Consider the following 18,961-nt stretch of genomic DNA (forward strand, 5'->3'; position numbering starts at 1 on the left):
GCGCGCCGACGGGCCCGGCCCCCACCCGACGCACGTCCCAGGGTAGGCGCACAGGCCCGCCGGCGCAGGAGGAGTCAGTCGAAGACCGGGCCCCGCGTGCGGGTGCGCTTGAGCTCGTAGAACCCGTCGAACTCGGAGACCAGGACGACGCCGTCCCACAACCGGCCCGCTGCCTCGCCCTTCGGGGCAGGCGTGATGACCGGGCCGAAGAAGGCGGTGCCGTTGAACGCGACGACCGGCGTGCCGACGTCCTCCCCGACCTTCGCGATCCCCTCGGCGTGCGAGGCGCGCAGCTGCTCGTCGTAGCGATCCGTGTCGTACACGTCGATGAGCGACGCGGGCAGCCCGACCTCCGCGAGCGCCTCGACCACGACCTCGCGCCGGTCCGTGCGGCCCTGCGGGTGGAACCGGGTGCCGATCGCGTCGTAGAGCGGCTTGATGACCTGCTCACCGTGCTCCACGCTCGCTGCCACGACGACGCGCACGGGTCCCCAGCAGTCGTCGAGCATCGCGCGGTAGTCGTCGGGGAGGTCGCGACCCTCGTTGAGGACCGACAGGCTCATGACGTGCCAGCGGACCTCGATGTCGCGGACCTTCTCGACCTCGGTGATCCAGCGCGACGTCATCCACGCCCAGGGGCAGGCGGGGTCGAACCAGAAGTCGGCGACGTCCTTCTGCCCGTTCGCGGCAGCGGTCGTGGTCGTGGTGGTCTCGGTCATGGTGCTCCTCGTGTCGTCTGCGTCGCGGGTGCTGTCTCACCGGGCCGAACGTGCCGTCCCGCGCCCATATTCCACGAGAGCTCCGAGGGACGCGCGTGGGATGATCGAGAACGTCACGTCCACCTTCGCGTGGCGACCCACCTCCGCGAGCAGAGGCGCCGTGCGCCCGCTCGCGACGAACCGAGGAGCAGCAGTGCCCGGAGAGAACCTCACCCGCGCCGAGGCCGCCGAACGCGCCGGCATCGTCGCGACCCAGTCCTACGAGATCGACCTGGACCTCACGACCGGGCCCACGACCTTCGCCTCCACGACCGTCGTCCGCTTCACCGCGACGCAGGGCGCGAGCACGTTCATCGACCTCGTCGCACCGACCGTCCGTGAGGTCACGCTCAACGGGCGCTCGCTCGACCCGGCCATAGTGTTCGCCGACTCGCGCATCACCCTCACCGACCTCGCCGAGCAGAACGAGCTGCGCGTCGTCGCCGACTGCGCCTACACGAACACGGGCGAGGGCCTGCACCGCTTCGTCGACCCGGTCGACGGCGAGGTGTACGTCTACACGCAGTTCGAGGTGCCGGACTCTCGCCGTGTGTTCACGGTGTTCGAGCAGCCTGACCTCAAGGCGACGTTCCAGTTCACGGTGACCGCGCCGAACGGCTGGCAGGTCGTGTCGAACGAGCCGACGCCCGAGCCGTCCGTCGACGGCGACAAGGCGACGTACGCGTTCGCGCCGACGCCGCGCATCTCCTCCTACATCACCGCTCTCGTCGCCGGCCCGTACTGGGTCGCCCGCAGCGAGCTGACGAGCTCCGACGGGCGGACGATCCCGCTCGGCGTCTTCTGCCGCGCGTCGCTCGCGGAGCACATGGACGCGGACTACGTCTTCGACAAGACCCGCCAGGGCTTCGACTTCTTCGAGAAGCACTTCGACTTCCCGTACCCGTTCACGAAGTACGACCAGCTCTTCGTGCCGGAGTACAACATGGGTGCGATGGAGAACGCGGGCTGCGTGACGTTCACCGAGTCGTACGTGTTCCGTTCCAAGGTGACCGACGCCGTCAAGGAGCGTCGCGTCGTGACGATCCTCCACGAGCTCGCGCACATGTGGTTCGGCGACCTCGTGACGATGCGCTGGTGGAACGACCTGTGGCTCAACGAGTCGTTCGCGGAGTGGGCGTCGACGCTCGCGACCGCGGAGGCGACCGAGTGGACCGACGCGTGGACGACGTTCGGCTCGATGGAGAAGGCCTGGGCCTACCGCCAGGACCAGCTGCCGTCGACGCACCCGATCGTCGCGACGATCAACGACCTCGACGACGTGCAGGTCAACTTCGACGGCATCACGTACGCCAAGGGCGGCTCGGTGCTCAAGCAGCTCGTCGCGTGGGTGGGCCTCGAGTCGTTCATGAAGGGCGTCGCCGCGTACTTCCGCAAGCACCAGTTCGGCAACACGGAGCTGAGCGACCTCCTCACCGAGCTCGAGGCTGCGTCCGGCCGCGACCTGGGCGAGTGGAGCCGCCTGTGGCTCGAGACGGCTGGCGTCAACACGCTTCGGCCCGAGATCACGGCCGCAGCTGACGGCACGATCGAGTCGTTCGCGATCCTGCAGAGCGCCGCCGAGTCGCACCCGACGCTCCGGCCGCACCGTCTCGCGGTCGGCTTCTACACGCTCACCGACGACGGCCTGAGCCGCACGCACCGTGTCGAGCTCGACGTCGCAGGCGAGCACACCGACGTGCCCGAGCTCGTGGGTCTCGCGCGCCCGGACCTCGTCCTCATCAACGACGACGACCTCGCGTACGCGAAGATCCGGCTCGACGACGTCTCGCGCGCCACCGCCGTCGAGCACCTCGCGGAGATCACGGACCCGCTGGCGCGTGCGCTCGTGTGGGGCTCCTTCTGGGACGCGACGCGCGACGGGGAGGTGCCTGCGAGCGAGTTCGTGCGGCTCGTCGTCAACAACATCCCGTCGGAGACGGGCTCGACGACGTTGCGCACGACTCTCGGCCAGGTCGTCCTCGCGGCACGCAGCTACGTCGCGCCCGCGCGCCGCACGCAGACGCTCGAGGCGGTCGCTGACGCCCTGTGGGCGTTCGCGCAGAGCGCGGACCCGGAGTCCGACGCGCAGTTCCAGTTCGTGAAGTTCTTCGCGCAGGTCGCCTCGACGCCGAGCCAGCTCGACGCGATCGACGCGCTCCTGACGGGCGACGTCGAGCTCGAGGGCCTCACGGTCGACACAGACCTGCGCTGGGAGCTGCTGTTCGCGCTCGTCGCAGGTGGGCGTGCGGGCACGACGGAGATCGACGCGGCCCTCGCCGCGGACGCGACTGCGTCGGGCGAGCAGCAGGCCGCGCACGCCCGCGCCGCGATCCCCACGATCGAGGCGAAGCAGGCGGCATGGTCGAGCGTCGTCGACGAGGAGGGCAAGCCGAACGCGATCATCCGTGCGACGACGGCCGGCTTCGTCACCGCGCACGACCCGCAGCTCCTCGCGCCGTTCGTGGAGACGTACTTCGCGTCGCTGTTCCCGATCTGGGACTCGCGGTCCTACCACATCGCCGAGGAGCTCATCGAGGGGCTCTTCCCGGCGGTCCTCGCCGACGACCACCTGCGATCGGCGGCGCAGGCGTGGCTCGACGCGCACGCGGAGGGGGCGGAGCGTGTGGCGCCGCCCGCGCTGCGTCGCCTCGCGGTCGAGGGTCTCGCCGACGTCGAGCGGGCGCTGGCCGCGCAGGCGGTCGACGCGCAGGCCTGACCGGGCCTGCGGTCGCCTGACCGCCACCCGCCTCACGGACAGCCCGGTCGCACACCTCACGTGTGCGACCGGGCTGTCCGCGTCTCAGGCGGGCCCACGCCCCGCACCACCGCGACGACGACGGCCCGCCACCCGCGTGGGGTGACGGGCCGTCGTACAGCGGGAGCTGGTGTCAGGCGTTCTTCATGACCGCCGCGAGCGAGCGTAGGCGCGGGTGCTCGAACAGCTCGTCGAGCAGGACGGTCTGCCCGGTCGAGTCTCCGAGCGGCACCTTCCAGTTCGGGTACTCGAGGTCTGTGCCCGGCTGGTTCTGCGCCCGGCGCTCCCCGACGGCGTCCGCGATCGAGACGCCGAGGAGGACCGACGGCGTGAGCTTGATGAGGCGGTGCAACGCCTCGACGAGCTCCCGCTCCGACGGGTCGTCGCTGATCAGGCCGCGGCTCGCGAGGAGCCGGACCATGTCCTCGCGCTCAGCACGGGCCTCGTTGCGGACGACCTGGACGGGCGCCTGCAGCAGGCCGAGGCTCTCGCGCAGCTCGACGTGCTCCCCCGCGAGGTATCCCGCGGTCGGGGGCAGGTCGTGGGTCGTGACAGACGTGAGCGACATGCGTCGGTAGCTCTCGGGCGCGAGCGCGTTGCCGTCGTACCCCTTCTCGAACCACAGGATCGACGTGCCGAGGATCCCGCGGTCGGCGAGGTAGTCACGGACCCAGCCCTCGAACGTGCCGAGGTCTTCGCCGATGACGACCGCGCCAGCACGCTGCGCTTCGAGAGCGAGGATGCCGATGATCGCGTCGTGGTCGTAGCGGACGTAGGCACCGTCCTTCGGGCTCGAGCCCGACGGGATCCACCAGAGGCGGAAGAGTCCGATGACGTGGTCGATGCGGATCGCTCCCGCGTGCCGCAGGACCGTCCGCAGCATGTCGCGCAGCGGGCGGTAGCCCACGCGACCGAGCTCCTTCGGGTGCCACGGCGGCTGGGACCAGTCCTGGCCCTGCTGGTTGTACATGTCCGGAGGAGCGCCCACGGACGCACCGGTCGCGAGCACGTGGCGCATCGTCCATGCGTCGGCTCCCGCCGGGTGCACGCCGACCGCGAGGTCGTGCATGATCCCGAGCGACATTCCGCCCTCGAGGGCTGCGGCCTGCGCCGCAGCGAGCTGCTCGTCGGCGACCCACTGGAGCCAGGAGAAGAACTCGATGCGGTCGCCGAGGCGCTCGCGCAGAGCGGTCACGGCGGGGCCGGTGATGTCGAGGAGCTCGTCGGGCCACACCTCCTCGGGGTGGATCTCCTTGATGGCCGACCACAGCGCGAAGTCCTCGAGGCCCTTGCCCTCGGCGGACTTGAAGCTCTCGTACCTCGCCTGGCGGTAGGCGGAGCGCGGGGCGGCGAAGATGACCTCGAGCGCGGACTTCTTCGTGGTCCACACGAGGTCGCGGTCGATCGGGTCCGTGGCGCGGTTGAGCGCGTGCGCCTCCTCGGCGGCCCACTCGACGAGCGAACGGTCGGCTGCGGTGAGGTAGCCGGCCTCCTCGATGTTCTCGGGGCGGACGTAGATCGGGTTGACGAAGCGACGCGTCGTCGGCAGGTAGGGCGACGGCGTCATCGGCACGCCGGACTCGCCCGCGTGCACGGGGTTGATCAGCAGGAAGTCGGCACCGAGCTCGGCGGCCGACCGCCAGGCGGTGGCGGCGAGGTCGTCGAAGTCGCCGAGGCCCCACGACTGCTCGGAGCGGACCGAGTAGATCTGCGACATGAAGCCCCAGGCGCGACCGTGCTCGAGCTGCGGCGGCAGGGACAGGCGCTGAGGCGTGACGACGAGGGTCGCGCGGTGCTCACCGTCGGTGCTGCGCGAGCGGAGCACGTGCCAGCCCAGCGGCAGGTCGCCCGGGATCTCGAACGTCGCGCGGCCGATCATGCGGCCGTCGACCCAGCGCGGCGGCACGTAGACGTCCTGCTGGTAGGCCGGGCGCGTGCCGCCACCGGTCTCAGGGTCGAGCTCGATCCAGACCTCGACCGGCTCGCCGTCCCAGACGTGCACGGGGATCTGGACCGGCTGCCCCTGACGAGAGATCACCGTGGGCGGCAGCGGCTCGCGCCACGGCGCATCCTCGGCGTGCGCGAGCGCGAGGTCGATCCGCGCGGGCGAGGTCGCGTCGATGCCCAGGGCACCGAGCACCGCTACGAGGGTGTCAGCACTGACCTGCTGCTCGTGCCCGTCGAAGGACCAGTACTCCGTCGCAACGCCGCACTCCCTCGCGAGGCGCAGCAACGACTCAGTTCGTTCTGCTTGTTGCTCCACGTCACGATCTTTGCAGACTCCCGGGCCTTCGCGTGGGCCTTTGGCGCCCGATCCGCGTGCAAGTTTCAGAAACGTTACGCAACACCGCCTCTCATGGGGTGTGATCTTCGTCACAAGGACCCGCGCCCTAGGCTTGGCGCATGCTCAGAGCCACCACCCCGACCCCCTCACCCACGCCCGGAGACCTCGACCTCCCGACCCGCGCCGAGGTCGAGACGCACTGGTTTGACTGGTTCGTCGGGACGCCCCTGCGTATCGCGCTCATCCTCGTCGTCGGCATGATCGTCCTCGCCGTCGTCCGGCGCGTCCTGCGCAGCGTGACCAACCGTCTCGCGCGCGAGCCCCGCAACGACTTCGGCAACGTCCTGCGCCGCGTCACCCCGCTCTCCGCCGAGCGCCGGGCGAACCGTGCCCAGACGCTCGGGTCCGTGCTCCGCTCGACCTCCTCGATCGTCGTGGGATCGATCATCGTCCTGCTCGTCCTCGACGAGCTGAGCATCAACCTCGCCCCGCTCCTCGCCTCCGCGGGCGTCGCGGGCGTCGCCCTCGGCTTCGGCGCGCAGAGCCTCGTCAAGGACTTCCTGTCCGGGACCTTCCTGCTGTTCGAGGACCAGTACGGCGTCGGCGACGTCGTCGACTTCGGCACCGTCATCGGCACCGTCGAGGCCGTCGCCCTGCGCGTCACCAAGGTGCGCGACGCCGACGGCACGCTCTGGTACATCCGCAACGGAGAGGTGCTCCGGGTCGGCAACCACTCGCAGGGCTGGAGCCGCGCCATGGCGGAGGTCCGCGTCGCATACGGCGCCGACGTCGCCCTCGTGCGCAACCTCCTGCGCCAGGCGGCCGACGAGGTGCGCTCGGACGACGCGCTCAACCCCCACATCCTCGCCGAGCCCGAGGTCTCGGGGATCGAGGACCTGTCCGGGGAGTCGCTCCTGTTCCGCGTCACGGTCCGCGTCGCAGCCGGCCAGCAGATCGAGGTCTCCCGTGCGCTGCGCCTCGCGTGCCTCACCGCGCTCACCGACGCGGGTGTCGAGCTCGTCGGAGCCGCGCGCATGACTGTCGTCGCGCCGCAGAGCGCAGAGTCCGCGCCGCCGAACGCCGCACTCGCGCCACCGGCCACCGCCGCTGCGCCGCACGGCGCGGCGAGCGCGCCGACGGCGGCGCGCGAGACCGAAACGACGGAGGCCCGCGAGGACTGACGCCGCACAGCACGACGCCCTGGCACCCGTCGGGTGCCAGGGCGTCGTCAGTTCTGCTGGTTCAGATCCAGCGCAGCAGCGGGTCGCCGGCCGCGACCCTCGCGCCGACCTCCGCGCGCAGCTCGAGCGCCTCCGCATCCCCCTGGAGAGCGACGACCGGGCAGACCGCGGCGTACCCGGCCTCCGTCACGGCGTCGGGCGACCAGGTCACGATGACGTCGCCAGCGCGCACGGCAGCGCCTGCCTCGACCTGCTTCTCGAACCCGGCGCCGCGCATGCCCACCGTGTCGACGCCGAGGTGCACGAGCAGCGTGCGGCCGTCGGCAAGCTCGAGCGCGAACGCGTGCGGGAACGACGTCGCGACGACGCCGTCCGCGGGGGCCACGACCGCCTGGTCCTGCCCCGGGTCAGGGATGATCGCGACGCCCGGTCCGACCATCGCGGCCGCGAAGACCTCGTCGGGCACGTCAGCGAGCGACGCGACGGTTCCCGCGAGAGGAGCCGCGACCTCGAGCGGTTCGCGCGCCATGCTCAGCGCAGTCCCTCGAGCTCGGCGGCGAGGTTGTCCGCCTCCGGCCCGACGATGACCTGGACGATCCGGCCGGATCGCACGACACCGAAGGCGCCCGTCTCCCGCAGCCCGGCCTCGTCGACCTGCGCGGGGTCCGTGACCTCGACGCGCAGCCGCGTGATGCACGGCTCGAGGTCGACCACGTTCTCGCCGCCGCCGAGGGCAGCCAGGATCTGCTCCGCCTTGCTCATGTCTGCACTCCCGTGTTCGTCCGTAGCCGCCGAGTCCGGTGCGGACCTCGCGGCCTGATGCTTCGGGCCGGCCTGCGGGCCGGCGCACACACACCTAGCCTACGTCGCGTTCCGCAGCCGGGCTGCCGTCAGCGCCCCGGACATCAGCACGCTGCTGCTCGTTTGGCGCAGCGCCGCCGAGGGGAGACACTGAGGACGGTCACACCCCCTCGACGACCCGCCAACGAAGGCAACGGAGGCACCGTGAACCCGGCACCTGAGCAGCGGACGATCACCGGCATCGGCGTGAGCCGCGGGATCGTCTCTGGTCCCGTCGTCCACCTCCCCGAGCCGATCGCCCAGCCACCGGCAGGCCTGCGCCTGAGCCCGAGCGACGACGCGGTCGCCGCAGCGGCGCGCATCCCCGAGGCCGTCGCGGTCGTCGTCGCGCAGCTCGAGGCCGCAGCAAGCCATGCGACGGGCGACGCCGCGGACGTGCTCGTCGCGACCGCAGCGATCGCAGCAGACCCGACCCTGAGCGCTGACGCGCACCGCCGCGTGGTCGAGGAGCACCTCGTCCCTGAGCTGGCCGTGTGGGAGGCCGCGGACGCCGTCGCGGCGCAGCTCGAGGCCCTCGGCGGGTACCTCGCCGAGCGTGCCAGCGACGTGCACGACGTGCGCGACCGCGTCGTCGCGCAGCTGACCGGCCGCCAGGCCCCGGGCGTCCCCGACCGCCTCGAGCCGTTCGTGCTCGTCGCCGCCGACCTCGCACCGTCGACGACAGCGACGCTCGACCCCGAGCGGATCCTCGCGATCGTCACTGACGGTGCCGGCCCGACGTCGCACACCGCGATCGTCGCCAACGCCCGCGGGATCCCCGCGATCGTGGGCGCGGCCGGGGCGAGCGCCGTCCTCGAGGAGGGCGCGACGGTCCTCGTCAACGGCGCCTCGGGCGTCGTCGTGCTGCACCCCACGCAGGAGCAGATCGAGGCCGCGGGCAAGCTGGCCGCGATCGACCGCACCTTCGACGGCACTGGCCGGACGAGCGACGGGCACCGCGTCCAGCTCCTCGCCAACATTGGCAACCCTGAGGACGCCGAGGCCGCCGCCCGCGTCGGCGCCGAGGGCGTCGGGCTGTTCCGCTCGGAGTTCTGCTTCCTCGGGCGCGAGACGCCGCCGAGCGTCGAGGAGCAGGTGGAGCAGTACCGTCGCGTGCTGTCCCGCTTCCCTGGGCGCAAGGTCGTCCTGCGCACGCTCGACTCGGGAGCCGACAAGCCGCTGCTCTTCCTCACGTCGCCCGACGAGGAGAACCCCGCGCTCGGCGTGCGCGGCCTGCGTGCCGCCGCGACGTGGCCCGGCCTGCTCGACGACCAGCTCGAGGCGATCGCCCAGGCGGCCGCCGCCGAGGAGGCTGAGGTGTGGGTCATGGCCCCGATGGTGTCGACGGTCGACGAGACCGAGGACTTCGTCGCGGCGTGCACCCGGCACGGCCTGCCGACGGCGGGCGTCATGATCGAGGTGCCGAGCGCGGCGCTGCTCGCCGGGCCCATCCTCGCCCGCGCGTCCTTCGCGTCGATCGGCACGAACGACCTCACGCAGTACACGATGGCCGCCGACCGTCTCCTCGGCTCCCTCGCGGCGCTCTCGAACCCGTGGCAGCCGGCGGTGCTCCAGCTGATCGCCGCGACGTGCCGGGCCGGTGCGCAGCAGGACCGCCCGGTCGGCGTGTGCGGCGAGGCCGCGTCCCACGCGTCGCTCGCCGCCGTGCTCGTCGGGCTCGGTGTGTCCTCCCTGTCGATGACGCCGCGCGCGATACCGGACATCGCGACGGCGCTCGGGGCGGTCACTCTCGAGGAGTGCCGCGAGGTCGCCCGGCTCGCCCTCGACGCCGAGACCGCCGAGGCCGCCCGGACCGCGGTGCGTGCGCGCCTCCCCCAGCTCGCCGAGCTCGGGCTCTAGCCCGCCCACGCCGCGACCTGGGTCCCGGGCGTGGGACGCAGGCGTGGGAGGATCGTCCGGTGACTGACGACTCCTTCTACGCAGCGGTGGGAGGTCACGAGACCTTCCAGCGGATCGTCGACGCCTTCTACGAGGGCGTCGCGGCTGACGACGTCCTGCGCCCGATGTACCCCGAGGAAGACCTCGGGCCAGCCAACGAGCGCATGGTCATGTTCCTCGAGCAGTACTGGGGCGGCCCGACGACGTACTCCGAGCGTCGCGGGCACCCGCGCCTGCGCGCGCGGCACATGCCGTACAAGGTCAACCCGCTCGCGCGCGACCGCTGGATCACGCACATGACCGCCGCGGTGCGCAGCGCCGGGCTCTCCCCGTTGCACGAGTCCGAGATGCTCGACTACGTCGAGCGTGCCGCCCACTCGATGCTCAACACGTTCGACGACTGAGGCTCAGATGACCGACACGACCCAGACTCCCCCCGTGGCTGCGGAGCCCTTCCGCAACCTCCAGGCCGTCCTCGAGCTCGACCGCACGGGCGACGACACGTTCGTCGGCACGAGCCTGCCGCAGCTCAACGGTCGCGTGTACGGCGGCCAGGTGCTCGCGCAGTCGCTCCTCGCTGCTGGCGCGACGACGGCCGACGAGCGCCACCCCCACTCGCTGCACGGCTACTTCCTGCGGCCCGGCGCCCTCGACGAGCCCATCACGTTCGAGGTCGAGCGGATGCGCGACGGCCGCTCGTTCAGCGTGCGACAGGTGCACGCGCTGCAGAGCGGCAAGCCGATCCTCACGATGACGGCGTCGTTCCAGGAGGTCCAGCCGGGCATCGACGAGGCGCAGCGGATGCCCGACGCGCCCGCGCCCGAGTCGGTCGAGTCTGCGGTCGACAAGCTCGGCTCGCTCGACCACCCGGTCGCGAAGTTCTGGACGAGCCAGGCTGCGTTCGACATCCGGCACGTCAACGGGTCGCTCTACCTGTCGACCGACCGGTCGGGCGACGACCGGCAGATGGTGTGGCTGCGCGCGCGGGGTCCCGTCGAGGGCGGGCAGCTCATGCACCGCGCCATGACGGTGTACGCGTGCGACCAGCTCATGCTCGAGCCGGTGCTGCGGCGTGCAGACCTCGGATGGGCCACGCGTGGGCTCTCGATCGCGAGCCTCGACCACGCGATGTGGTGGCACCGTGACGTGCGTGCGGACGAGTGGCTGCTCTACGTGCAGAGCTCGCCGAGCGCGTCGGGTGGCCGCGGGCTCGGCGCCGCGCGCATCTTCGCGCAGGACGGCACGCTCGTGGCGTCGATCGCCCAGGAGGGCATGATCCGCGTGCCGGACGTCAGCTGACGTCACGCACGCTTCTTGTCACGGACGGCAGCGTCGCCCTCCGGCTGGTGGGGGCAGGTCAGTCCCAGAACGGCGGGAGGTCGTCCTCGTCCAGGAGACTCGTGGGAACGTCTTCGGTCGTGATGCTCATACCTCTACCCTCGGCAGGGGCGCGCCACGCCGTAGAGGACGTTCGGCCCAGACACGGGCCGTCTGAGACGGCACAGTCCGGTCAGCGGGACGAGGCGGCCGCTCCCGCCGCGACGAGCTCGTCGACGGCGGTGCGCAGGCCGTCGGCAGCCCTGCGTGCGTCGTCCAGGTAGCCGGCGACCATGGCGCCGTCGCGCAGCATCATGAAGGTGTGCGCGGCGGCGCGTGCGTCCGGGTGGCCCGCGCGCTCGAGGGCGCGGCGGGCGACACCCTCGAACCAGGTGCGGTGCTCGACGACGAGCGCGTGCACGGGGTGCTGCGGGTCGGGGTACTCCGCCGCCGCGTTGATGAAGGGGCAGCCGCGGAAGCCGGTGCGGCAGATCTCGCCGCCCATGGCCTCGACCATCGCGCGCAAGAGCGCGGCCGCCTCCTCGGGGTCTTGCGGGTCGGCGCCGAGCCGGGCGCGCAGGGCGTCGTCCTGGGCGTGGAGGTACGCGAGGACCAGGTCTTCCTTGCCGGGGAAGTGCCGGTAGAACGTGGCCCGCGTCACCTGAGCCTGGGCGACGATCCGGTCGACGCCGACGGCGTGGATGCCCTCGGAGTAGAAGATCTGGGACGCGGTGCGCAGCAGCCGCTCGCGGGCGGCCGAGGTGCGGCCTGTTCCGGGGTCGGGGGCGCTGGTCATGGGTCCACCCTAGGCGGGCACCGCCGCGGCGCCAAGCAAAAAGAGGAAGAACGTTCGGTCTTGCAACTTCCTCACGAAGATGTCAGGCTCAGCAAGGCAGAACGATCATTCTTCCTCCATCCGACCAGCACTACCCGAGAGGCCCACCATGAACGTCGTCTACACCGCCGTCGCGACCGCTACCGGCGACGGCCGCAACGGCCGCACCGCCACCTCCGACAACCTCGTCGCCCACGACCTCGCCGTCCCCGTCGAGATGGGCGGCCCCGGCGGCGCCACCAATCCCGAGCAGCTCTTCGCCGCCGGCTACGCCGCGTGCTTCCACTCCGCGCTCAAGATGGTCGCCCGCACCCGCAAGATCGCGATCGAGGACTCTGCGGTCACCGCCGAGGTCGGCATCGGTCAGCTCGACTCCGGCGGCTTCGGCCTCACCGTCGCCCTGCACGCCGAGATCGGCGGGGTCGACCAGTCGACCGCCGACGAGCTCGTCGCCGCCGCCCACGAGGTGTGCCCCTACTCGAACGCGACCCGAGGCAACGTCGACGTCACGGTCGACGCGACGGTCGCCTGACCCTCGAGCACCGCCAGCTCGCGCTCCAGGTTCGCCCGGGCCGCCTGTTCCCACCGCCTCGACCCCTCGGCGGTGGCGAACAGGCGCCCGAGGCCCAGGAGCGAACGCAGCACCGCAGCCCGCCCCTCGCGGAACGCGCCGTCCGGGACGTGCGCGTACTCGGCTCGCACCTGCCGCACGTAGCGGGCATACCCGCTTTCGTCGGACCCGAGGATCGAGAGGTCCGCGTCGCACACGAGCGCCCCGAGCGCGTCGCCGGCCACGACACGGTGGTGCGTCGTCAGCACGACGAGACGCGAGACCTCCGCGACCTCCTCCGGAGGGACGAGCCCCGCGAGGAGCTCGCGCGCGAGCGCAGCCGAGCGCTCCTCGTCCTGCCCCGCGACGCCGTCGTGCACCGCGTCGTGGAACCACAGGGCGAGCGCGACCGGGCGCGGCACGTCCGGATCGACGACCGCGGCCGCACGCAGCACCTGCGCGAGGTGACCCGGACCGTGGTACGAGCGGTGCGGCTCGTGCCAGCGGTCGAGCAGCACCTCCCCCACCTCGGGCGCACCGGGCAGGAGCACGTCCCAGCGAGCCGCGAGCGCCACGCGGCGCCCCTCTCGCCGCTCACGCCCCGGGACGCGCAGTCCCGACGCCGCGAGCCGGCGCGACAGGTCGCGACCCGACACGGGGACCGCACCCCGGGCCACGAGCTCCTCGTACCGCTCCGCAGCGACGTCGTAGTGGTCGAGGTCGAACGCACGCTGCGGCACCCCCGCAGCCTCCGCGAACGCGTGCAGCTCCGACAGCGAGCTGTCCGAGACGAGGTGGGCCCAGAGCGTGCCGTGCGCCGGCCACGCAGGCGCGTCGATCAGGACCGTCACACGGTCACCGGCGGCCGCGCCGGAACGTCACCGGCTCCTCGATGAACGGCTCCCACGCTGCCCGCTCGACGTCTCCGATACGCCGCGGCGAACCCGTCCGCGGATCGACGAGGACCATCGTCGTCACCGCCTTCGCGTAGACCGTCCCCGCCTCGTCGGTGACCTCGTAGCAGATCTCGAGGCTCGCTCCCCCGAGGCGCCCCAGCCACAGCGCGACGACGACAGGCGCGCGCCGGTACGCGAGCGGCGCGACGTACTCGATCTCCTGGTGCGCGACGAGCGTGAACGTCTCCGCGCCGGGCGACGCGTCGAGCACCGCGGTCGGCCGCGCGACGGGCGCGTCAGCCGGATCGCCCTCGACGGCCGGGTGCCGCCAGAACGCCTCGATCCGGGCCTCCTCGAGGAGCCGGAGCATCTCGACGTTGTTGACGTGGGCGTAGGCGTCCATGTCCGACCAGCGCAGCTGGACGGGGATGTGCAGACGGGTCATGCCTTCACGCTAGGCCATGCGTGGACGTCGCCGCGTAGGACCGGCTCCTGCCCGCGTGGCCGCCGCACGGCAGGCGTGCCACGCCTCGAGGCGCGCGCGTGCGGGTCCCAGCACAGCGGCGTCGGCAACCGTGCGGACGCCCACCTCGAGGGCTGCGCGAGCGCGACGGCGACGCCGCGCGGCGGTCGTACGCCCGACCAGGCCCGCGAGCGCCCCGAGCAGTGCACCCGCCGCGAGGCCGCCGACGGCGAGGGTCGTCGGCCACGGCACCGCGAGGTCGCCCGCACGCCACGAGACGTCGGGCGCAGGCAGGCGCAGCGCGTCGAGCCCCGCGAGCGCGGCGAGCCACACGAGACCCGCGACGCCGACGACGAGCAGCGCCGTCTGGACCCACCCGACGACGCGCGCCCAGCGCGGCGGCTCGGGCGAGCCGAGCGGTGCCGCGACGACGACCTGGTCCAGCGCGTCCGCGAGAACGTCCGGGTCAGGGCGCGCGGCGGACGTCGGCTGCCACGGCCCTGGCAGGGCCTGGGCGACCGCATCAGCATGCTCCCGCAGGGCCTCGGCCGTCCGCGCACGGACGGCCGCCGTGGGCCGCGGCAACGAGGACCGACGCACCTCCGGAGCGGCCTCAGCACGCTCCCGACCGGGGTCAGGGCGCAGACCGAGGCGGCGCAGCGGGTCGGCGCGCAGGCGACCGACCCAGCGCGTGACCGGCCACCCCGCCGCCGCGCGCACCTCGCGGCGCGCCGAGAGGCCGACGGCAGTGACGACAGTCGGAGCGCCGCTCGCCTCGAGCAGCGCCTGCACGAGGCGAGCGTCTGCGACGTCGGACGCCCGGGACGCGCCCGCCGGGGGCTCGCTCAGCTCCAGGATGCGGCTCGCGCTCGCGCGCACGTCCTCGAGGAGGCGCGCAGCCATCGCCTGACGCCGCCGTACCGCGTCGGCCACGAGCGCACGCAGCTCGGCGACGCCGAGGCCGTCGGTCGCGGACGTCGCGAGCACCCGCGCGTTCGGCAGGCCGTCCTCGACGACGCGCGCGCGCAGGTCCGCGAGGCACGTCTCACGGTCCGCGTCGGAGAGCCGGTCGGCATGGTTGAGCACGACGACGACCACCCCCTCGTAGGCGGCCAGCCCCCGGAGGTAGCCCTCGTGGAGCGCCGCATCGGCGTACTTCTGCGGGTCGGTGACCCAGATCATGAGGTCGGCGCGGGCGAGCAGGCGGTCCGCCCGCACCCGGTGCTCCGGGACGACGGAGTCGTGGTCAGGGAGGTCGAGCAGCACGAGGCCCTCCGAGCCGTCCCCTCCGCCGTCGACGAACGTGCGCTGGGTGACCTCGAGCCAGTCGAGGAGCGCGGCCGGGTTGCTGCCAGGCCACACCGCCGCGACAGCCCGGGACGTCGTCGGCCGCAGGACGCCAGGCCGCGCGACCTCTGCACCCGCGACCGCGTTGAGGAGGGAGGACTTCCCCGAGCCCGTCGAGCCCGCGAGCGCGACGACCGTCCGGTCGGCGCCGAGCGCGACGCGCTCGCGCACGCGCGGGAGCAGCTCCTCGACCGCGCGAGCGAGCGCAAGGTCGGCGTCCGCGAGGACGTCACGCCCTGCGTCCCATGCCTCCTCGAGCGCCTCGACCCGCTCGAGGATGTCAGCCTCGGCCGGCGTGGCCTGCCGCCCGCTGCTCACCGCACCTCGCCGCGGCCGGACCGGGCACGGGCGAGGGCGTCGCGGGCGCGCTCGATCCGCTCCGCCGCGCCGTCGTCGACATGCTTCGCGTCGAGCCGTGCCTGGAACCGCGCACCGTCAGCCTCGAGCACCGCTCGGACGCGCCCGTCGAGCAGCTCGCGCGCCGTGACCGCGAGCCTGCGCACGGCGTCGTCCCCGAAGACCGCCTCGAGGAGGCGCTGGGCCAGGACAGCCGTCCCTCCCGCGATTCCGACCTCGGCACCGGTGAGCCCGCCCGTCGAGGCGAACACGACGACCATGAGCGCGACGCCGAGGCCGTTGACCCCGAACGACAACGCTCGGGCTCGCCCGCGCGTCGACTGCCCCTGCGTCGAGACGAGCTCGAGCACGTCGCCCTGCCAGGCCCGCACCTGCTCCGCGACGTGCTCACGGACGTGCGGCCCGCCACGCGCAAGACCGTCCGCGAGGTCGCGGCCCGCCGGGTCCCCGCGCCATGCGTCGTACGTGCGTTCCGCGGCCCCGTGCACCGCGTCGAGGATCACGGCCTCGAGGTCGTGCCCGACGGCGCGTGCGACCGCAGGCGCGTCCGCCGTCCGGCCGCGGAAGAACGCCGTGACCCGGTCGCGAGCACGGCCGACGCCCTGCTCAACACGGCGCAGGAAGTCGCCCGTGCCGACGAAGTCCTGCCACCGGGCGAGCACCTCGCCGCGGAGCATCGCCCCGTCGGCCGTGGCGCGCGCCACCTGGGCCGCGGCCGCGTCCTGCTCGCGGCGGAGCGTCGCGGCGAGCCGGTCCCGTGCCGCGACCTGCTCGCGTGCGGCCTCGGCGAGGTCGGCGAGCCTGCGGCCGAGGTCGGCGACCGCACCGTCGAACGTCGCGGCGACGACGCGTCGACGCTCGTCAGGCTCGGTCACCGCGACGAGCCACGCCCGGAGCGCCACGAGGTGCTCGGGTCCGAGCATCCCTGACGCGAGCGCCGTCTCCTCGACGGGAAAGACGCGAGCTCCCGGGTGGCCGCGCTCGGTGAGCATCCCTTCGAGGTGCTCGGTGATCGCAGCGCGGGCGTGCGCGTCGACGCGGTTGAGCACGAGGGCGACCTGCGTGCGGCGCTGCGCCGCGGCGTCGAGCAGGTCCCACGGCACGGCGTCCGCGTAGCGAGCGGCCGTCGTCACGAAGAGCCACAGGTCCGCCGCTGCGAGGAGCTGCGCCGCGAGGTCACGGTTCTCTGCGACCACCGAGTCGACGTCGGGCGCGTCGAGCAGTGCATACCCGGGCCCGACGGCGGCGGTCGGCACGAGCCGCAGCGTGCGGTGGACCGAGTCGGCAGGGACGGCGTCCTGGGCGCCCGCGCGGCTGAGGCCGGGGAGGACGCGGTCGTCGGCGAACCAGGGGGCGTCCTGGGGGTGGTGTGCGAGAACAGGGGCGAGCGTCGTGGGCCGCAGGACGCCGGACGGGCTGACCGGGGCGCCCACGAGCGAGTTGACGAGCGTCGACTTGCCCGCGCCCGTCGAGCCGCCGACCACGACGAGCATGGGCGCGTCAGCTGATCGTGCACGGGGCAGCAGGTGGTCGTCGATGCGCGCGAGCAGCTCGCCACGCAGTGCGGCTGCGTCGTCCGCGCCGGGGCTGGGGAGGTCGAGGCGGAGCGCGCCGACGGCCGTCCGGACGTCCTCGAGCGCGCGGACGACACCGCCGTCTGCCCCGTCGGTCCGCGGGCTCGCCGCACCTGCCGTCATGACCTCACCCTACGGTCGCGGACGTGCGCAGGCCCGGCAGCGCGTGCGCTGCCGGGCCTGCGTCGAGCCTGATGAGGGCTGTCAGTCGCGGGTCAGGCGACGGTGCGTCACGCGGTGCGGACGCGCCGCGTCGGCGCCGAGACGCTCGACCTTGTTCTGCTCGTACGACTCGAAGTTCCCCTCGAACCAGTACCAGTTCGCGGGGTCCTCCTCGGTGCCCTCGTAGGCGAGGATGTGCGTCGCGACCCGGTCGAGGAACCAGCGGTCGTGGGAGACCACGACAGCGCAGCCGGGGAACTCGAGGAGCGCGTTCTCGAGCGAGCCGAGCGTCTCGACATCGAGGTCGTTGGTGGGCTCGTCGAGGAGCAGGAGGTTGCCGCCCTGCTTGAGCGTGAGCGCGAGGTTGAGGCGGTTGCGCTCACCACCCGACAGCACCCCGGCAGGCTTCTGCTGGTCCGGGCCCTTGAAGCCGAACGACGCGACGTACGCGCGCGACGGGATCTCGACGTTGCCGACCTTGATGAAGTCGAGCCCGTCGGAGACGACCTCGAAGAGCGTCTTCTTCGGGTCGATGCCACCGCGAGACTGGTCGACGTAGGAGATCGAGACGGTCTCACCGATCTTGAGCTCGCCGCCGTCGAGCGGCTCGAGGCCGACGATCGTCTTGAAGAGCGTCGTCTTGCCGACGCCGTTCGGGCCGATGACGCCGACGATGCCGTTGCGCGGCAGCGTGAAGCTCAGGCCGTCGATGAGCTGGCGGTCGTCGAAGCCCTTCTGGAGCCCCGTGGCCTCGAGGACGAGCGAGCCCAGGCGCGGTCCGGCCGGGATCTGGATCTCCTCGAAGTCGAGCTTCCGGGTGCGCTCCGCCTCAGCAGCCATCTCCTCGTAGCGAGCAAGACGCGCCTTCGACTTGGTCTGCCGGCCCTTGGCGTTGGACCGCACCCACTCGAGCTCCTCCTTGAGGCGCTTGGCGAGCTTGGCGTCCTTCTTGCCCTGGACCTGGAGACGCTCCTGCTTCTTCTCGAGGTAGGTCGAGTAGTTGCCCTCGTAGGGGTACAGGCGGCCGCGGTCGACCTCGCAGATCCACTCGGCGACGTGGTCGAGGAAGTAGCGGTCGTGGGTCACGGCGAGGATGGCGCCCGGGTACGTCGTCAGGTGCTGCTCGAGCCACAGCACCGACTCGGCGTCCAGGTGGTTGGTGGGCTCGTCGAGGAGCAGCAGGTCAGGCTTCTCGAGGAGGAGCTTGCACAGCGCGACGCGGCGACGCTCACCACCGGAGAGGACCTTGACGTCCATGTCGCCGGGCGGGCAGCGCAGCGCGTCCATCGCCTGCTCGAGCTGGGAGTCGAGGTCCCACGCGTCGGCGGCGTCGATGGCCTCCTGGAGCTTGCCCATCTCTTCCATGAGCTCGTCCGAGTAGTCCGTCGCCATCAGCTCGGCGATCTCGTTGAAGCGGTCGAGCTTCGCCTTGATCTCGCCGACAGCCTCTTCGACGTTGCCGAGGACGGTCTTCTCCTCGTTGAGCTTCGGCTCCTGCATGAGGATGCCGACGCTGTAGCCGGGAGACAGCCGCGCCTCACCGTTCGAGGGCTGCTCGAGGCCGGCCATGATCTTGAGGATCGTGGACTTTCCGGCACCGTTCGGGCCGACGACGCCGATCTTCGCCCCGGGGAGGAAGTTCAGCGTGACGTCGTCGAGGATGACCTTGTCACCGTGCGCCTTGCGCGCCTTGTACATGGTGTAGATGAACTCAGCCACGGATTCTTGGACCGCCTTGTGATC

16 protein-coding genes are annotated in these 18,961 nt (G+C 72.4%); 6 read left to right on the forward strand and 10 right to left on the reverse strand.

Going from position 1 to position 18,961, the window contains the following annotated elements; genetic code table 11:
• Positions 1–74: 74 nt before the first annotated feature.
• The gene (locus tag HF995_RS01080) at positions 75–719 is read right to left on the reverse strand and encodes a mycothiol-dependent nitroreductase Rv2466c family protein (protein ID WP_168445988.1); all 645 of its coding nucleotides are present in this window, start codon (positions 717–719) and stop codon (positions 75–77) included.
• Between the two features lie 193 nt (positions 720–912).
• On the opposite strand from HF995_RS01080, the gene pepN reads away from it, so the two are divergent.
• Complete coding sequence (gene pepN, locus HF995_RS01085; protein ID WP_168445989.1) at positions 913–3,474, forward strand: aminopeptidase N; 2,562 nt, start codon at positions 913–915, stop codon at positions 3,472–3,474.
• 172 nt (positions 3,475–3,646) lie between these two features.
• Here the strand turns inward: pepN and malQ are convergent, their stop codons facing one another.
• On the reverse strand, positions 3,647–5,776 hold the full coding sequence (gene malQ, locus HF995_RS01090; RefSeq protein ID WP_168445990.1) for a 4-alpha-glucanotransferase: 2,130 nt from the start codon (positions 5,774–5,776) through the stop codon (positions 3,647–3,649).
• Between the two features lie 140 nt (positions 5,777–5,916).
• Here malQ and HF995_RS01095 point away from each other — a divergent pair, with 140 nt between their 5' ends.
• Positions 5,917–6,978 (forward strand): mechanosensitive ion channel family protein, encoded by a 1,062-nt coding sequence (locus tag HF995_RS01095; RefSeq protein WP_168445991.1) that lies wholly within the window; start codon positions 5,917–5,919, stop codon positions 6,976–6,978.
• Between the two features lie 61 nt (positions 6,979–7,039).
• Here the strand turns inward: HF995_RS01095 and HF995_RS01100 are convergent, their stop codons facing one another.
• Together HF995_RS01100 and HF995_RS01105 are read right to left on the reverse strand one after the other, a co-directional pair.
• A complete protein-coding gene (locus HF995_RS01100; protein ID WP_168445992.1) occupies positions 7,040–7,507 on the reverse strand; it encodes a PTS sugar transporter subunit IIA in 468 nt (155 codons plus the stop codon).
• A gap of 2 nt (positions 7,508–7,509) precedes the next feature.
• The gene (locus HF995_RS01105) at positions 7,510–7,830 is read right to left on the reverse strand and encodes a PTS sugar transporter subunit IIB (RefSeq protein WP_350308681.1); all 321 of its coding nucleotides are present in this window, start codon (positions 7,828–7,830) and stop codon (positions 7,510–7,512) included.
• A gap of 153 nt (positions 7,831–7,983) precedes the next feature.
• Between HF995_RS01105 and ptsP the strand changes: the two genes are divergently transcribed.
• From ptsP to HF995_RS01120, 3 genes are read left to right on the forward strand one after another with little or no spacing between them, the layout of a single operon-like run.
• Complete coding sequence (gene ptsP / locus HF995_RS01110) at positions 7,984–9,678, forward strand: phosphoenolpyruvate--protein phosphotransferase (protein ID WP_350308682.1); 1,695 nt, start codon at positions 7,984–7,986, stop codon at positions 9,676–9,678.
• A 59-nt stretch (positions 9,679–9,737) separates the two neighbouring features.
• Entirely contained in the window at positions 9,738–10,121 is a 384-nt protein-coding gene (locus HF995_RS01115) for a globin (protein ID WP_168445994.1), read from the forward strand.
• 7 nt (positions 10,122–10,128) lie between these two features.
• Positions 10,129–11,016 carry an acyl-CoA thioesterase gene (locus tag HF995_RS01120; protein WP_168445995.1) on the forward strand — a complete coding sequence of 296 codons (888 nt, stop codon included), beginning with the start codon at positions 10,129–10,131 and terminating at the stop codon, positions 11,014–11,016.
• Positions 11,017–11,227: 211 nt separating this feature from the next.
• On the opposite strand, the gene HF995_RS01125 is transcribed toward HF995_RS01120, so the two are convergent.
• Positions 11,228–11,830: a TetR/AcrR family transcriptional regulator gene (locus HF995_RS01125; protein ID WP_168445996.1), complete on the reverse strand. Its 603-nt coding sequence runs from the start codon at positions 11,828–11,830 to the stop codon at positions 11,228–11,230.
• Between the two features lie 148 nt (positions 11,831–11,978).
• Here HF995_RS01125 and HF995_RS01130 point away from each other — a divergent pair, with 148 nt between their 5' ends.
• Positions 11,979–12,401 carry an organic hydroperoxide resistance protein gene (locus HF995_RS01130; protein WP_168445997.1) on the forward strand — a complete coding sequence of 141 codons (423 nt, stop codon included), beginning with the start codon at positions 11,979–11,981 and terminating at the stop codon, positions 12,399–12,401.
• Here the strand turns inward: HF995_RS01130 and HF995_RS01135 are convergent.
• The 5 genes from HF995_RS01135 to ettA all read right to left on the reverse strand — a co-directional run bounded on the left by HF995_RS01135 (position 12,344) and on the right by ettA (position 18,937).
• Positions 12,344–13,270 (reverse strand): DUF4031 domain-containing protein, encoded by a 927-nt coding sequence (locus tag HF995_RS01135; RefSeq protein WP_168445998.1) that lies wholly within the window; start codon positions 13,268–13,270, stop codon positions 12,344–12,346. The two genes, HF995_RS01130 and HF995_RS01135, sit on opposite strands and share 58 nt — an antisense overlap.
• Before the next feature lie 4 nt (positions 13,271–13,274).
• Positions 13,275–13,760: an acyl-CoA thioesterase gene (locus HF995_RS01140; protein WP_168445999.1), complete on the reverse strand. Its 486-nt coding sequence runs from the start codon at positions 13,758–13,760 to the stop codon at positions 13,275–13,277.
• A 9-nt stretch (positions 13,761–13,769) separates the two neighbouring features.
• Entirely contained in the window at positions 13,770–15,443 is a 1,674-nt protein-coding gene (locus tag HF995_RS01145; protein ID WP_350308683.1) for a GTPase family protein, read from the reverse strand.
• Positions 15,440–17,179 (reverse strand): dynamin family protein, encoded by a 1,740-nt coding sequence (locus tag HF995_RS01150; RefSeq protein WP_168446000.1) that lies wholly within the window; start codon positions 17,177–17,179, stop codon positions 15,440–15,442. Before HF995_RS01150 ends, HF995_RS01145 begins: the two co-directional genes overlap by 4 nt.
• 81 nt (positions 17,180–17,260) lie before the next feature.
• Positions 17,261–18,937, reverse strand: a complete 1,677-nt coding sequence (gene ettA, locus HF995_RS01155) for an energy-dependent translational throttle protein EttA (RefSeq protein ID WP_168446001.1) — start codon at positions 18,935–18,937, stop codon at positions 17,261–17,263.
• Between the last annotated feature and the right edge of the window lie 24 nt (positions 18,938–18,961).

The organism is Sanguibacter hominis ATCC BAA-789 (assembly GCF_012396185.1).
GTDB classification, from domain to species: Bacteria; Actinomycetota; Actinomycetes; order Actinomycetales; family Cellulomonadaceae; genus Flavimobilis; species Flavimobilis hominis.